This is a genomic window from Flavimobilis sp. BM9 (assembly GCF_058313055.1).
Genome location: NZ_JBZEMO010000001.1, coordinates 111,091 through 125,878 on the forward strand (window position 1 = coordinate 111,091; position 14,788 = coordinate 125,878).

Sequence of the window (14,788 nt, forward strand, 5' to 3'; positions counted from 1 at the left end):
GCGGCGGCCAGAACACGAAGCGCCCGGCAGGACCTCACGGTCCAGCCGGGCGCTTCGTCGTCGGGCCGTGCGTCAGGAGCCTCGCCGGCGGTGCGTCAGGAGCCCTGCGGGCTTGCGGGGTCTTCGTCGTCGGCCGACGACGCGTCCCCGCCGGTCTCGTGCGACGGGCGACCGTGCCGGTCGCCACGTCCGTGACCGTGCTCGCGCCGACGTTCGCGCGCCGCACGACGCCGCTCCTGCTCGAGCCGCCACAAGAACTCGGGGTCGTCGTCCGGGGCCACGGGCCCGCCGGACCGCGGCGCAGCGCCCGGGGCGGCCGTCGGGCGAACGCCGGGCTGGCGCCGCGGACCTGACGCGCCGGCCCGCGCGCGCCGCGTCTGGCTCGACAGGGCGAACCACGCGATCGCGCCGAAGCCGGGGAGCAGGAGGATCAGGATGAGCCACAGGCCGCGCGGAAGACCGCGACGGTCCTCGTCCTCCGCGTTCCACGCGTCCGTCGCCGCGTACACGGTGAGGGCGATCACGGCGAGCGTCAGAAGTACTCGGGGCATGCCTCCCAGGGTAGACGCCTAGGCTGGGAGGCATGCCCGTCGTCCTGTACTCCCTCTACCGGCTCCTGCTCCTCGCGGCGTGCGTCGGCCTGCTCTCCGTCGCGGGATTCCGCGGCTGGCTGCTCCTGCTGGTGGCGGTCATCATCGCGCTGCTCGCGTCGCCCGTGCTGCTGCGACAGCCGCGGGACCTCGCTGCGATCTACCTCGCCGAGCGCGCCGAGGCCCGCCGCGCGGCAGCAGGGAAGCCGTCGCGCGACGAGGCCGACGAGGACGCCGAGGCCGAGGGCTGAGGCAGGCGCCGCCCGTTCTCAGAGGGCGAGCGAGAACCCGAGGAGCATCCCGAACGCGAGCTCGAACAGGCCCGTGCCGCCGAGCACAGGGACGAGCAGGCGCCCGCGAGCGCCTGCGAGCACGGGCAGCGTGAGGAGCGTCGCAGGGAACGCGAGGAGCACGACCGACAGCGCCCACGGCGTCGTCAGCGCGCACAGCACGCCGAGGAGCATCGCGCCCCAGATCATCGCGCAGTAGGCGCGGCGCGCGCGGTGGTCGCCGAGGCGGACGGCGAGCGTCCGCTTGCCCGCGACGTGGTCGGTCGGGATGTCGCGGATGTTGTTGACCATGAGGATCGCGCACGCGATGAGGCCGATCGCGACAGCCCCGAGGCCTGAGGCCCACGAGATGCGGCCGGCCTGCGTGTAGGTCGTGCCGAGCACGGCGACGAGGCCGAAGAACACGAAGACGAACACCTCGCCGAGTCCCATGTACCCGTACGGACGCTTGCCGCCCGTGTAGAACCACGCGGCGACGATCGCTGCGGCGCCCACCGCGAGCAGCCACCACTGTCCGGACAGCGCCACGAGGCCGAGCCCCGCGAGCGCGCCGACGCCGAGCGAGGCGAACGCTGCCGCCTGCACCTGGGAGGGGCGCGCCGCGAGCGACCCTGTCAGCCGCATCGGCCCGACCCGGTCCGCGTCTGTGCCACGGATCCCGTCGGAGTAGTCGTTCGCGTAGTTGACGCCGACCTGCATCGCGAGAGCGACGAGGAGCGCGAGCGCGGCGGCACCCGCGTGGAACGAGTCGAGCTGGGCGGCGGCACCCGTGCCGACGAAGACCGGCGCGGCAGCGGCGGGCAGCGTGCGCGGGCGGGCACCGGCGATCCACTGGCGGGGGGTGGCCATCGTTCTCCTCAGGTCGGCGGGACGACCGTACGAGCCTAGTTCCTCACGGGGGCGTCGGGCCCTGCGGCGCGGCCCACGCCTCGGCGGCGAGGCGTGCGAGCTCGGCGCGGTCGGGCTTGCCGGGGCCGCGCAGCGGGAGCGCGTCGACGACGCGCAGCGTGCGCGGCGCCGCCGCGGCGCCGAGAACCTCGCGGACGTGGGCGCGCACGTCGTCGAGCGTCGGCGCCTCGCCGGGCGCGGTCGCGATCGCGACGACCGCCTGCCCCCACTGGTCGTCGGGCGTCCCGACGACGGCGACCTCACCGAGGCCGCCCCAGCCGGTCAGCGCGGCCTCGACCGCGCCCGTGGAGACTTTCTCGCCGCCGGTCACGACGACGTCGTCGGCGCGGCCCAGGACCGTGAGCGTGATCTGCATCGTGTCCTCGGACAGCTCGAGCTCGCCCAGGTCCTCCGTGCGCAGCCAGCGGCCGCCGTGGATGTCGATGAACGGTCCGTCCGCGTCGTCCTCGCCCAGGTAGCCGCGCGCGAGCACGCGGCCCGACAGCAGGACGCGACCCGTCGGGTCGGTGCGCACGCGCACCCCGCGCAACGGCACGCCGTCGTACACGCAGCCGCCGCACGTCTCCGACATGCCGTACGTCATGACGACGCGCACGCCTGCGGCCTCGGCGCGCGCCCTGAGGTCGGGGTGCAGCGCCGCCCCTCCGACGAGGACTGCGTCGAACGAGCGGAGCGCCGCGACCGCCGCGTCGCCCTCGGGCGTGCTGTCGTCGAGCAGCCGGTGCAGCTGGGTGGGGACGAGCGACGTGAGGCGCAGCAGGGCTTGCCCCCCGATCGGGGCGGCGTCGTCCATGCGGCGAACCGCCTCGACGAACGCGTCGGGACGGAACGGACCTGGTGCGACCGTGGTCACGTCCGAACCTGCGACGACCGCGCGCAGCACGACCTGCAGGCCCGCGACGTGCGTCGTCGGGAGGGCGAGCAGCCAGCGGCCGTGACCGCCGAGCCGCTCGGCGGTCGCCTCGGCTGACGCGCGCAGGGCGTCGGCCGTGAGCATGACGCGGCGCGGGCGGCCGGTCGAGCCGGACGTGCCGACGACGACGGCGACGTCGTCCGGGACGTCCGGCAGCTGCTCGGTCCCGGGCTCCGCAGGTTCAGCGAGGACCGCTGGCCCGGAGCCGTCGAGGGCGCCGCGCAGCAGCCGCACGAGCTCGGCGACGTCGTCGTGCGGCGCGGCGGCGACCGCCCCGGTCGTGGAGGACGTGCGCAGAGCACGAGCGGAGGGGACGTGGATCAACGGTCGGTTCACCCCCTCACGGTAGACGGGGTCGTAGGCTGGTGGGCGCAGCAGAACCCGGCCTGTGGCGGTCGGGCACCGAACCTCCCGGGAGATCAAGACCGTGCAACTCACCGCTCACTCCGCCGCGCGCGCCAGCGTGCGTGGCTCGCTGGCGTTCGTCACCGTCGCAGCCCTGGCCCTCGGGCTCACGGCCTGCTCGGGCTCGGAGGACCCGGTCCCCACGCCGACCGTGACGGTCGACCCGAACGTCGACGCCGACAAGAACGCCGCTCCCGAGCCTGTCGTGCCGATCGTCTGGCCGCTCACGGGTGTCGCGGTCGAGGAGGTCCCGGCACGTCCTGCGATCGCGGTCAAGGTCGAGAACACCGCTGCGGCGCGTCCGCAGAGCGGCCTCGAGGACGCCGACATCGTCTGGGAGACGATCGTCGAGTACGAGGTGTCGCGGTTCATCGCGGTGTTCAACTCCAGCTTCCCGAAGGAGGTCGGGCCGGTCCGTTCGGCGCGTCCTGTCGACCTGCGCGTCGTGACGCCGGCCAACCCGCTGTTCGTCTTCTCGGGCGCGCAGAAGAAGATGGTCCAGCGCATCGCGAAGTCGGACGTCCAGGCGATCTCGCACGACGCCGGTGCTGCGGGCCTGTCCCGCTCGAGCGCTCGCCGTGCCCCGCACAACGTCTACGCGAACCTCAAGACGATCATCAAGGCAGCGGACGCCGAGCACTCGGCCGCTCCCGCGCAGCAGTTCACGTACGCGGCCGACGCTGCCACGGCCAGCGCTGCGGCGACCGGGACGGACACGAAGACGATCTCCCTCAACATGTCCGCCGCGGCCAAGCCGTCGTGGGCGTGGTCGAAGGACGCGTGGAAGCGCTCGGAGGGCAGCGCCAAGGCGATGAACGCCAAGGGTGACCAGCTCCAGGCTGTCAACGTCGTCGTGATCGAGGTCAAGCAGATCGACTCAGGCCTCAACGCGCAGGGCGGCACGATGGTCCCCGACAACGTCCTCGAGGGTCGCGGCAAGGCGCTCGTGGCGACCGGCGGCAAGACTCTCGAGGTGGAGTGGGTCAAGAAGGACAAGGAGACGCCTCTGACGCTCGAGAAGGACGGTCAGCCGATCAACCTTGCTCCGGGCAACACCTGGGTCGAGCTGATGCCGAAGGGCACGGGCTCCTACAAGCTGAGCTGACGCGGAGGCGCGCACGCGCCGTACGCCTGCGGTATGACGACGCCGTACCCCGCCCGGGGTACGGCGTCGTCGTCTCTCGAGCCTGGGGGCCGACGCGGTGGGGTGGCCCGGCGAACGAGGGTAGAGCCATGGCTACCACGCACCCGCACCCCGGCATCCCGACCTTCTCCCGCTCGCGCGACGAGCGCAGCACCCACGACGTCCCGCCGTCGTTCCCTCCCGCAGATCTCGACGACGACGCGGACGGCTGGAAGACGTCGACCGCGCCGACCGCGTTCGCGGTCGCGATGCTCACCGCGCTCGCGACCGCGCTCGCGGTCGGGCTGCGCGAGGTCGTCTCCTTGGCTGGTGCGATCCTCGGAGCGTGACGCGACCTCCCGCGTCACGGGTGTGACGGGGAGGTCGCTGTCTGGGCTGCCGCTCGCGCGGCCCGCGCTCCTGGTCAGTCGCGGTACTGCGTGAACGCTGCGGTCGCCGGGTCGGCGCCGAGGCGGTTGCCGGCCTCGAGCGCGTCGATCGCGGCGACGTCGGCGGCCGAGAGCTCGAAGCCGAGGAGGTCGATGTTGGAGCGGATGCGCTCGGCCGTCACGGACTTGGGGATGATGATGCGGCCGGCCTGCAGGTGCCAGCGGAGCACGACCTGCGCGGGGGAGACGCCGAGACGCTGAGCGGCGTCGACGACGGCGGGAGCCTCGAGGTCGGTGCCGCGCCCGAGCGGTGAGTAGGCCTGCACGGCGATGCCGTGGGCGCGGGTGGCGGCCTGGAGGTCGGCCTGCTGGAACGTGGGGTGCACCTCGATCTGGTTGACCGAGGGGACGACCTGCGTCTCGGCAACGAGGCGGTCGAGGTGCTCGGGCAGGAAGTTGGACACGCCGATCGAGCGGACGAGGCCGTCGGCCTGGAGCTTCTCGAAGGCTCGCCACGTCTCGACGTAGAGGTCGAGCGAGGGGACGGGCCAGTGGACGAGGAACAGGTCGACGTACTCGAGGTCGAGCGCTGCGCGGCTCGCCTCGAACGCGGCGAGCGTCGTGTCGTAGCCCTGGTCGCCGTTGCGGAGCTTGGTGGTGACGAAGAGCTCGTCGCGGGGGATGTCGGTCGCGCGCAGCGCGGCGCCGACGCCCTCCTCGTTGTAGTAGCCGGCCGCCGTGTCGATGTGGCGGTAGCCGGCGGCGAGCGCATCCTCGACGATGCGCTGCGTGTCGTCCTCGGGGACCTCGAAGACACCGAGGCCGAGCTGGGGGATCTGGACGCCGTCGTTCAGGGTGGTCGCGGGGATCTGAGGAGTGGTCATCTTCCTATGATGCGCCTGCCTCGTTCACTGGTCGAATCGATACGAGGTGTGATCTCGCCGCGTGTCGGTGCCCGTGTCAGTAGTAGTACGGGAACCCCGACCAGTCCGGGTCGCGGCGCTCGAGGAACGCGTCGCGTCCCTCGACGGCCTCGTCGGTCATGTAGGCGAGGCGCGTCGCCTCGCCCGCGAAGACCTGCTGCCCGGCCAGGCCGTCGTCGGCGAGGTTGAAGGCGAACTTGAGCATGCGGATCGCCTGGGGCGACTTGGTCGCGATGATGCGCGCGTACTCGAGCGCGAGGTTCTCGACCTCCGCGTGGTCGGCGACCTCGTTGACCGCGCCCCAGTCGTACGCGTCCTGCGCGGAGTACTCACGGGCGAGGAAGAACACCTCGCGGGCGCGCTTCTGACCGACCTGCCGCGCGAAGAGCGCGGACCCGTAGCCGGCGTCGAACGAGCCGACGTTCGCGTCGGTCTGCTTGAAGCGCGCGTGCTCGCGGCTCGCGATGCTCAGGTCGGCGACGACGTGCAGCGAGTGCCCGCCGCCCGCGGCCCATCCGTTGACGACGGCGATGACGGGCTTGGGCATCGTCCGCATGAGGCGCTGCACCTCGAGGATGTGCAGGCGCCCCGCCTGGGCGGGGTCGATCGCGTCGGCGGTGACGGCGTCGTTGTCCGTGACGTAGCGGTAGCCGTCGCGGCCGCGGATGCGCTGGTCGCCGCCGGAGCAGAAGGCCCAGCCGCCGTCCTTGGGGGAGGGGCCGTTGCCGGTGAGGATCACGGCGGCGACGTCGGAGCTCATGCGCGCGTGGTCGAGGACGCGGTAGAGCTCGTCGACGGAGTGCGGGCGGAAGGCGTTGCGGACCTCGGGCCGGTCGAACGCGACGCGCACGACGGGCAGGTCGCGCTCGTCCGTGACCGCGCCGTCGTCGCCGAAGGTCCGCTCGACGCCGCGGTGGTACGTGATGTCGGTGAGGCCCTCGAAGCCGACGATCGTGCGCCAGCGGGTGGGGTCGAACGTCTCGGAGACCTGGGCGGGGAGGGGCGTGACCATGCGGCCAGGCTATCGGTCGGAGCGCCGGCGGCGGGACGCGTCGGGACGCACGGCCAAAGTGGTACGCTCGTACCACTAACTAGGCGGGAAGGCCCGCTACCCGATCCCGAGGACCATCACCATGGCATGGGTCATCCTGATCATCTCCGGCATGCTCGAGGCCGGCTGGGCGCTGAGCCTCAAGGCCTCCGAGGGGTTCTCCCGCCTCTGGCCGAGCGTCACCTTCGTCGTCCTGCTCGCGCTGAGCATGGGCGGCCTCGCGATCGCCCTGCGCACCCTCCCCGTCGGCGTCGCGTACGCCGTCTGGACCGGTGTGGGCGCCTCGCTCACCGCGATCGTCGCGGTCGCCCTGTTCGACGAGCCGATGAGCGTCCTCAAGATCGTCTCCCTCGTGCTCATCGTGGCCGGTATCGTCGGGCTGAACCTCTCCGAGTCGTAGCCCCGACGACGCAGCCACGACGCCCGCCCGAGCCCTGAGGACGCCCCGTGCCGACAAAGACGCCGACCGACACCTCGGACGCCCCGCGCCGCCGCGCCCGGGGCGAGGCACGCCACGAGGCGCTCGTCGCTGCGGCGGCGGCGATCATCCGCGAGGAAGGTCCTGCCGCGCTCACGCACCGGAGCCTCGCCGCGCGCGCCGGCCTGCCGCTCGCGTCGACGACGTACTACTTCTCGTCCCTCGAGGAGATCCTCGAGGTCGGCGGCTCCGTCCTCGCCGAGTCCTGGGCGACGAACATCCGCCAGGTCCTCGACGACGCCGACGCGGTCGCCGCCGCGACCACGGGCCTGCGTCGCGCCGAGCTCATCACGCGCGCGCTCCTGCCCGAGGGGGACGACGCCGTCGTCCGCCACCACTACGAGCACCTCGTCAGCGCAGGCCGCACGCCCGCGCTCGCGCGCAGCTACGCGTCCGGCCGGCACCGCTTCGACGCCGCGATCGCCGACATGCTCCGCACCCTCGGCGTCGACCAGCCGCCCGCGCTCGTCCTCGCGGCCGTCGACGGCGGCGCCGTCGCCGCCCTGTCCGAGGGCCGCCCGGTGCGCCCGTACGTCGCGGCGCTCCTGGTCCGCCTCCTCGCGCGCTAGCCGCAGCCGCCCCTGACGACGGGATGCGGCCGGTGCCGAGCTCGTCGTCGAGGTAGGGGCGTCCCCGCGAGGTAGGCCCGCCCTTGCGAGGTAGGGGCGTGGAGGGCCCTACCTCGCGCGCAGCCCCCTACCTGGCGTGCGACGCCCTACCTCGGCGACCGGGAGCGCGATCAGGGCACGGGCCTCCGCCCCGACGAGGAGGCGGGGCGACGCCTCGCGCGGGCCTCTACGCTGGGCAGGTGCACGTCTACTCGATCCCCCTGCGCACGCGCTTCCGCCGCATCGACGCGCGCGACGGCGTCCTCATCCACGGTCCTGCCGGGTGGGCGGAGGTGTCCCCGTTCTGGGACTACGACGACGTCGAGTCGGCGGCGTGGCTGCGCGCGGCCCGCGAGGCCGCGACAGTGCTCAACCCGCCGCACGTCCGCGACCGCATCCCGGTCAACGTCACCGTCCCCGCGGTCGACGGCGAGCAGGCCCGGGCGATCGTCCTCGCGTCCGGCGGCTGCACGACGGCGAAGGTCAAGGTCGCCGAGCCCGGCCAGAGCGTCGACGACGAGATCGAGCGCCTCGAGGCCGTGCGTGACGCGCTCGGTCCGGGCGGGCGCATCCGCATCGACGCGAACGGCGGCTGGGACGTCGACACCGCGGTCGCGCGCCTCGGCGTGCTCGACCGCGCGGCGGGCGGCCTCGAGTACGTCGAGCAGCCGTCCCCGACCGTCGCGGACCTCGCGGCGGTGCGCCGCCGCACCTCGGTCCCGGTCGCTGCCGACGAGTCGATCCGGCGCGCCGAGGACCCCTACGAGGTGAAGCGCCAGGACGCGGCAGACGTCGTCGTGCTCAAGGTGCAGCCGCTCGGCGGCGTGCGGGCGTGCCTCGACCTCGCTGCCGACATCGGTCTGCCGGTCGTCGTGTCCTCCGCGCTCGAGTCGTCGGTCGGCCTCGCGCAAGGGATCGCGCTCGCGGCCGCCCTCCCGGAGCTGCCGTACGCGTGCGGCCTCGCGACGGCGCACCTCCTCACGGACGACACGGTCGTGCGACCGCTCCTGCCGGTCGACGGGAGCATCGCGGTGCGGCGCCCGGTCGTGAGCCCCGCGGCGCTCGAGCGCACGCAGGCGCCCGACGACGTCGCACAGCGCTGGCGGGCACGGCTCGACCGGCTCGCCGGCGTCCTCGACGTCCCCGCCGACGAGCGGGCGGCCTGGTGAGCGGGGCCGCGAGCGGGGCCTCCGCCGTGCCCCCGGCGCTCGTGTCGGCCCGCGCGCTCGTCGCTGCTCTCGTGCGCCTCGGGGTGCGTGACGTCGTCCTCGCCCCTGGCTCGCGCTCGGCGCCGCTCGCGTACGCGGTCGCGGACGCGAGCGCACGCGGCGAGCTGACGCTGCACGTGCGGATCGACGAGCGTGACGCTGCTTTCCTCGCGCTCGGGATCGCGCGGGGACGGGCCCTCGACGCGCCTGTGGACCCGCGCGAGCCGCGCGTCGCGCCCGCGCCCGTCGCGGTCGTGACGACGTCCGGCACCGCGGTCGCGAACCTCCACCCTGCGGTCCTCGAGGCGGACCATGCGGGTGTCCCCCTCCTCCTCGTGACGGCCGACAGGCCGCACGAGCTGCGCGGCACGGGCGCGAACCAGACGACGGACCAGCGGGCGATCCTCGAGGGCGCGGCGCGCCTGACGGTCGACGTGCCCGCGCCGGACGGCCGGCCGGGGGAGGAGCGCGACGTCGTGCACGCGGCGGCGCGCGCTGTCGATGCGGCCCGCGGCGGCCGGTCCGGCCGCCCGGGGCCCGCGCACCTCAACGTCGCCTACCGCGACCCGCTCGCGCCGGCAGCGGACCTGGGCGAGCTGCCCGAGCCGGCCGACGTGGACACGCTCGCCGCCTCGCCGGCGCTCGCGCACCCGGCGCCGACCGTCCCGGACGTGCGACCTGCGACGCGGTGCGACGTCGACCCGGCGCTCGACGTCGCGCTGCCCGCGGGGCGCACGGTCGTCGTCGCGGGAGACGGCGCGGGGCGGGTCGCGCGTGCTCTCGCGGAGGCGCGTGGCTGGCCGCTGCTCGCCGAGCCCGTCTCGGGCGCGGCCGGCGGGCCTGCCCTCGTGCACGTGCCGACGCAGGTGCTCGCGCACGGCGGCCTCGTCGACGAGGTGGAGCACGTCGTCGTGATCGGTCGTGCGACCCTCGCCCGTCCGGTGCAGCGGTTGCTCGCGCGCGACGGTGTCGAGGTGGTCGTCGTGGCGACCGACGGCGGCCCGTGGCCCGACGCGGCGCGCAACGCGTCGGTCGTGCTGCCCGCGGTCCCCGCGGCCTGGCTCGAGCCAGGGCGACGGGACGACGCGTGGCTGGACCTCTGGACGCGCGCTGGTCGTGCTGCCGCGACCGCGGTCGACGCCGTCGCGTCGCTCGACAGGCCGGACGCCGCCGCGCGCGTGTCGGCCCCGCAGGCCGTGCGTCTCCTCGCGGACGTGCTCACGCCCGACGACGTCCTCGTCGTGGGCTCGTCGAACCCTGTGCGGGACCTCGATCTCGTGCACCGGTGGGCCGAGCCCCCGGCGGTCGTCGCGAACCGGGGCCTCGCGGGGATCGACGGTCTCGTCGCGACCGCCACGGGCGTCGCGCTCGCACGCGCGTCCGTAGGCCAGCGCCGTCCCGTGCGTGCGGTCCTCGGTGACGTGACGTTCCTGCACGACGTCGGAGGGCTCCTCGGGGCGCCCGGTGAGCCTCGCCCGGAGCTTCAGGTCGTCGTCGTCAACGATGGCGGCGGCTCGATCTTCGCGGGGCTCGAGCACGGTGAGCTCGCGCGGGTGTCGGCGCGTCGGGCCGAGGTGTTCGAGCGCGTGTTCTCGACCCCGCACTCGGTCGACCTGGGCGCGCTGTGCGCCGCCTACGGTGTGCGTCACGTGCGTGCGACGACGCCGGGGGAGGTGCGTGCGGCGCTCGCTGCGCCCCCGGAGGGTACGAGCGTGCTCGAGGTCGTCGTCGACCGGGCCGGGCGACGGGACGCAGCGGCGGCGGCCGCTGCGGCGGTGAGGGCTGCGCTCGCAACCCGCTGATAGTCACAGCAGACTTTCAGGGAGGTTCGAGGAACGCTCCAGGCACCTCTGTTGAGATGGGTCTACCCGAGGAGGTCACCATGAACGACAACATCACCGAGCCCGTCCCCGCAGCGCCCCAGCCCGGCCCTCAGCAGCGCCGCACCCCTGGTGAGCACCCTGACGCGTCGGCCCCCGCCACGGCACCGCTCCCTGCGGCGTCGCAGCCCGCCGGCCCTGGCCCTGTGCCCGCGCCGCCGTCAGCCAACGCGGCGTTCGCGTCCCCGAGCGGCGCGGCAGCAGGCCAGCCGGCGCCGGCCCCCGCGCCCGGCCCGTACACGACGTCCGCGCCCTACGCGCAGTCCGCCCCGCACGCGCCGTCGGCCCACGCTCCCGGCACGGGCCACGGCTACCCCCAGGTCCAGCAGCCCTACGGCGGCGGGCGCCCAGGCGCCGGCGCGCCCGGCGGCCCGACCACGCCCGGCGGCCCGACGGCGCCCGGCTCCGCGTTCGCCCCGCAGCAGCCGGCCCGCAAGAAGCGTCTGTGGCCCGCGGTCGTGTCGACCGCCGCCGTGACCGCGCTCCTCGTCGGAGGTGGCACCGCCGCCCTGACGACGTCGCTCCTCGACGACAACGCGACCGGGACGAGCCAGGGCTCGGGGGTCGGACGGCTCGGCCAGACGAGCCCCGTCTCCGTCGACTCGGTCACGCCTGCCGCATGGGAGTCGGTCGCTGCCGCGGTCGCGCCCACGGTCGTGGCGATCGACGTCACCACGGCGTCGGGCGAGGGGCAGGGCTCGGGAGTCATCTACGACACGAGCGGGCACATCCTCACGAACAACCACGTCGTCGCCGGTGCACGCGACGACAAGGTCACCGTCACGCTCTCGGACGGCAGGCTCTACGACGCCACTATCGTCGGCCTCGACTCGTCGACGGACCTCGCGGTCGTCAAGATCGTCGACCCGCCGAGCGACCTGGCCGCCGCGACGTTCGCCGACTCTGAAGGGGTCGTCGTGGGCAACGCCGTCATGGCCGTCGGCAACCCGCTCGGCCTTGCGAACACCGTGACGACGGGCATCGTGTCCGCTGTCGCGCGGCCCGTGACGACCGCAGGCGAAGGGAACACCGAGTCACCCGTCGTGACGAACGCGCTCCAGATCGACGCCGCCGTCAACCCCGGCAACTCGGGCGGTCCGCTGTTCGACGCGCAGGGCCGCGTCATCGGCATCACGTCGTCGATCGCGACGCTCTCGTCGGGCGCGTCGCAGTCGGGGTCGATCGGCCTCGGCTTCGCGATCCCCTCGAACCTGGCGAAGTCCGTCGGTGACCAGCTCATCGCGAACGGTGTCGCGGAGCACGCCTTCCTGGGCGTGACCCTCTCCGACGCGACGGCGACGGCCGACGGCGTGACGCGCCGTGGCGCGCTCGTCGTCGAGGTCACGGACGGCTCCGCGGCGGCGAAGGCGGGCATCCAGAAGGACGACGTCGTCGTCGCGATCGACGGCGAGGCTGTCACGGGCTACGAGTTCCTCACCGCTGCGGTGCGCGAGCGTGTCGAGGGCGACGAGGCGACGCTGACGATCGTGCGCGGCGGCACGTCGATGGACGTGACGGTGACGCTCGCGGCCCGTCCGGCAGAGCAGACGTCGAACGATCAGCAGCCGAGCACGCCCGGTCGAGAGGGCCAGCAGACGCCGCCCGAGGGGATGACCCCCGAGCAGCTCTGGGAATACTTCTACGGCAACGAGCGTTAGGCCGCATTACGAGAAGATCTCCTCGTTCGTGTCGTTCCCTGTCGACGCGAACGAGGTAGGCCGAGCAGCGGTTACCCCTGGCCGCGCGCTCGCCTGGGAGGCGCTTCGGCGCCTCGACGAAGGGCCGGCACACCTCCGGGTGTTCCCGGCCCTTCGTGCTGTCCGGGGCCAGGTGGTGCTGCGGGGCGTGGGACGCGTCAGCCGCCGAGCGCGTAACGCATCGGCTCGAGCTTGGCCTCGGTCTCCGCGAGCTCGTCCGCGGGGACGGACGCAGCGACGATCCCGCACCCGGCGAACAGGCGCAGGTCGTGCGACCCGGCGTCGTCCTGCGCGGGCGCGATCTCTGCGGAGCGCAGCGCGATGCCCCACTCGCCGTCGCCGTCGGCACCGACCCAGCCGACCGGACCCGCATAGCGGGCGCGGTCGAGCTGCTCGATGTGACGGATGAGCTCGCGCGCGTCGTCGGTCGGGGTGCCGCACACGGCGGCGGTCGGGTGCAGGGCGCCCGCGAGCGTCAGGGACGAGACGCCGTCGGCGAGGACGCCCGTGACGTCGGTCGCGAGGTGGAGAACGTTGGGCAGGTGCAGGACGAACGGGGTCTCGGGCACGTTCGTCGACGCGCAGAACGGCTCGAGGGAGCGTGCGACCGACGTGACCGCGTACTCGTGCTCCTCGAGGTCCTTCGACGAGTGGGAGAGCTGGGCGGCGCGGGCGAGGTCGTCGGCGTCGTGCCCCGTGCGCCGCACGGTGCCTGCGAGGACGCGGGAGATGACGAGGCCGCGCTCGGAGCGGACGAGCAGCTCGGGCGTCGCGCCGACGAGGCCGTCGACGGAGAAGGTCCAGCACGTCGAGTACTCGTCCGCGAGGCGTCCGAGCAGCCAGCGCGGGTCGACGGGAGCGGTGGCGCGGGCGTGGACGTCGCGCGCGAGGACGACCTTGTCGACGGTCCCGGCGTGGATCTCCTTGACCGCCCGGGCGACGACGTCGCACCACGCCTCGCGCGTGAGCGAGCCGTCGGAGAGCGTGACGGCGCCAGGCCCGGTGACCGGTTCCGCGGCGCCCGCGAGCAGGTCGGCGAGGCGCGGTGGCGCTGCGGGGACCTCGTCGTCGGGAGTGATCGTGGTGACCCAGGCGGCGTCGCCGCGGCGACCGACGACGACGGCAGGGACGACGAGCGCGCCGCCCGCCGGGGAGGCGGGGTCGAACGCGAACGAGCCGAACGCGACGGGGCCCGTCCCGGGCGTGCGGACGGCGTCGTCGATCTCCGTGCGGTCCAGCAGCTCCGCCCATGCGGCGTGCGCGTCGTCGAGCTGTGCGGCGCCGTCGACCTCGATGCGGGCGGCCTCGCCCCAGCCGACGAGCCCGTCGCCGCGCCGGACCCAGCTCAGGGGTGCGTGCCGCGGCAGGAGGTCGAGGAGCGTGGCGGGGTCGGAGGTGGCGTCCGGCAGGGCGAGCGGGGTGGTCCGCGCGACGAGACGCTGTGGTGCCTGGATCATGGTCCGTCCAGCCTATGCGGCGCGAGGCCGCCGCAGTGCCGGGCGCGACGTGGTCGCTGTCACGAACGCCTAGGGTGGGAGCATGTCGCGCGCAAGCCTGGAGAAGAAGCCCCACGAGGTCGCCTCGATGTTCGACGGGATCGCCCGTCGTTACGACCTGACGAACGACATCCTGTCGCTCGGGCAGGACCGCGCCTGGCGGCGTGCCACGACCGAGGCCGTGGGGGCATTCCCGGGCGAGCGCGTCCTGGACCTCGCGGCGGGGACCGGCACGTCGAGCGAGCCGTTCGCCGACGAGGGGGTGCGCGTCGTCCCGTGCGACTTCTCGTTCGGGATGCTGCAGGTCGGCAAGAAGCGTCGGCCGGACCTCTCGTTCACGGCTGGCGACGCCACGAGGCTGCCGTTCGCAGACGAGAGCTTTGACGCGGTGACGATCTCTTTCGGGCTGCGCAACGTCGTCGACACGGTCGGTGCGCTGCGCGAGATGCTCCGGGTCGTGCGCCCGGGCGGCCGGATCGTGGTGTGCGAGTTCTCGTCGCCGACGTGGAAGCCGTTCCGGACGGTCTACGAGGAGTATCTGATGCGGGCGCTGCCGAAGATCGCGGCGGCCGTGACGAAGGACGGCGGCTCGTACGAGTACCTCGCGGAGTCGATCCGTGAGTGGCCCGACCAGCGCGGCCTGGCGGAGCTCATGCAGGAGGCCGGCTGGCGCTCCGTGTCCTACCGGAATCTCACGGGGGGGATCGCCGCGCTGCACCGTGCGTTCCGACCGTGAGCGGGGCAGGCTGGGGCAGGAGGGTTATACCCGGTACTGGCCGTGTGTCGCGGGCCCTTGGTCCCAGCGTTTGCTGACGCGCTGAGGTTTAC

The 14,788-nt window shown here is 73.9% G+C and carries 15 protein-coding genes; 9 read left to right on the forward strand and 6 right to left on the reverse strand.

Annotated elements, in window-relative coordinates; all coding sequences use genetic code 11:
* Positions 1–95 precede the first annotated feature (95 nt).
* The gene (locus tag AC4F3Q_RS00475) at positions 96–551 is read right to left on the reverse strand and encodes a PLDc N-terminal domain-containing protein (protein ID WP_491038303.1); all 456 of its coding nucleotides are present in this window, start codon (positions 549–551) and stop codon (positions 96–98) included.
* Positions 552–583: 32 nt separating this feature from the next.
* Between AC4F3Q_RS00475 and AC4F3Q_RS00480 the strand changes: the two genes are divergently transcribed.
* Entirely contained in the window at positions 584–841 is a 258-nt protein-coding gene (locus AC4F3Q_RS00480) for a DUF4229 domain-containing protein (RefSeq protein WP_491038304.1), read from the forward strand.
* Positions 842–859: 18 nt separating this feature from the next.
* On the opposite strand, the gene AC4F3Q_RS00485 is transcribed toward AC4F3Q_RS00480, so the two are convergent.
* Both AC4F3Q_RS00485 and AC4F3Q_RS00490 read right to left on the reverse strand, forming a co-directional pair.
* Positions 860–1,729 (reverse strand): 1,4-dihydroxy-2-naphthoate polyprenyltransferase, encoded by an 870-nt coding sequence (locus tag AC4F3Q_RS00485; protein WP_491038305.1) that lies wholly within the window; start codon positions 1,727–1,729, stop codon positions 860–862.
* A 43-nt stretch (positions 1,730–1,772) separates the two neighbouring features.
* The gene (locus AC4F3Q_RS00490) at positions 1,773–3,038 is read right to left on the reverse strand and encodes an AMP-binding protein (RefSeq protein ID WP_491038306.1); all 1,266 of its coding nucleotides are present in this window, start codon (positions 3,036–3,038) and stop codon (positions 1,773–1,775) included.
* Between the two features lie 91 nt (positions 3,039–3,129).
* On the opposite strand from AC4F3Q_RS00490, the gene AC4F3Q_RS00495 reads away from it, so the two are divergent.
* Positions 3,130–4,212 carry a DUF3048 domain-containing protein gene (locus AC4F3Q_RS00495; protein WP_491038307.1) on the forward strand — a complete coding sequence of 361 codons (1,083 nt, stop codon included), beginning with the start codon at positions 3,130–3,132 and terminating at the stop codon, positions 4,210–4,212.
* A gap of 128 nt (positions 4,213–4,340) precedes the next feature.
* Positions 4,341–4,580 (forward strand): hypothetical protein, encoded by a 240-nt coding sequence (locus AC4F3Q_RS00500; RefSeq protein ID WP_491038308.1) that lies wholly within the window; start codon positions 4,341–4,343, stop codon positions 4,578–4,580.
* Between the two features lie 74 nt (positions 4,581–4,654).
* Here AC4F3Q_RS00500 and AC4F3Q_RS00505 read toward each other — a convergent pair whose 3' ends face one another.
* Positions 4,655–5,503: an aldo/keto reductase gene (locus tag AC4F3Q_RS00505; protein ID WP_491038309.1), complete on the reverse strand. Its 849-nt coding sequence runs from the start codon at positions 5,501–5,503 to the stop codon at positions 4,655–4,657.
* A 76-nt stretch (positions 5,504–5,579) separates the two neighbouring features.
* Positions 5,580–6,554, reverse strand: a complete 975-nt coding sequence (locus AC4F3Q_RS00510) for a 1,4-dihydroxy-2-naphthoyl-CoA synthase (RefSeq protein WP_491038310.1) — start codon at positions 6,552–6,554, stop codon at positions 5,580–5,582.
* Between the two features lie 121 nt (positions 6,555–6,675).
* Between AC4F3Q_RS00510 and AC4F3Q_RS00515 the strand changes: the two genes are divergently transcribed.
* From AC4F3Q_RS00515 to AC4F3Q_RS00535, 5 genes are all read left to right on the forward strand, one after another.
* Complete coding sequence (locus tag AC4F3Q_RS00515; RefSeq protein ID WP_168446391.1) at positions 6,676–6,993, forward strand: DMT family transporter; 318 nt, start codon at positions 6,676–6,678, stop codon at positions 6,991–6,993.
* Positions 6,994–7,040: 47 nt separating this feature from the next.
* The gene (locus AC4F3Q_RS00520; RefSeq protein WP_491038311.1) at positions 7,041–7,640 is read left to right on the forward strand and encodes a TetR/AcrR family transcriptional regulator; all 600 of its coding nucleotides are present in this window, start codon (positions 7,041–7,043) and stop codon (positions 7,638–7,640) included.
* Positions 7,641–7,879: 239 nt separating this feature from the next.
* Positions 7,880–8,848: an o-succinylbenzoate synthase gene (locus AC4F3Q_RS00525; RefSeq protein WP_491038312.1), complete on the forward strand. Its 969-nt coding sequence runs from the start codon at positions 7,880–7,882 to the stop codon at positions 8,846–8,848.
* Positions 8,845–10,689 (forward strand): 2-succinyl-5-enolpyruvyl-6-hydroxy-3-cyclohexene-1-carboxylic-acid synthase, encoded by a 1,845-nt coding sequence (gene menD / locus AC4F3Q_RS00530; RefSeq protein WP_491038313.1) that lies wholly within the window; start codon positions 8,845–8,847, stop codon positions 10,687–10,689. The genes AC4F3Q_RS00525 and menD overlap by 4 nt, the downstream gene beginning before the upstream one ends.
* Positions 10,690–10,769: 80 nt before the next feature.
* Positions 10,770–12,425: a S1C family serine protease gene (locus AC4F3Q_RS00535; protein WP_491038314.1), complete on the forward strand. Its 1,656-nt coding sequence runs from the start codon at positions 10,770–10,772 to the stop codon at positions 12,423–12,425.
* A gap of 197 nt (positions 12,426–12,622) precedes the next feature.
* Here the strand turns inward: AC4F3Q_RS00535 and AC4F3Q_RS00540 are convergent, their stop codons facing one another.
* Positions 12,623–13,921, reverse strand: coding sequence for an isochorismate synthase (locus AC4F3Q_RS00540; protein WP_491038315.1), 1,299 nt, complete (start codon positions 13,919–13,921; stop codon positions 12,623–12,625).
* 82 nt (positions 13,922–14,003) lie between these two features.
* Here AC4F3Q_RS00540 and AC4F3Q_RS00545 point away from each other — a divergent pair, with 82 nt between their 5' ends.
* Positions 14,004–14,696, forward strand: coding sequence for a demethylmenaquinone methyltransferase (locus tag AC4F3Q_RS00545; protein ID WP_168446386.1), 693 nt, complete (start codon positions 14,004–14,006; stop codon positions 14,694–14,696).
* Positions 14,697–14,788: the final 92 nt, after the last annotated feature.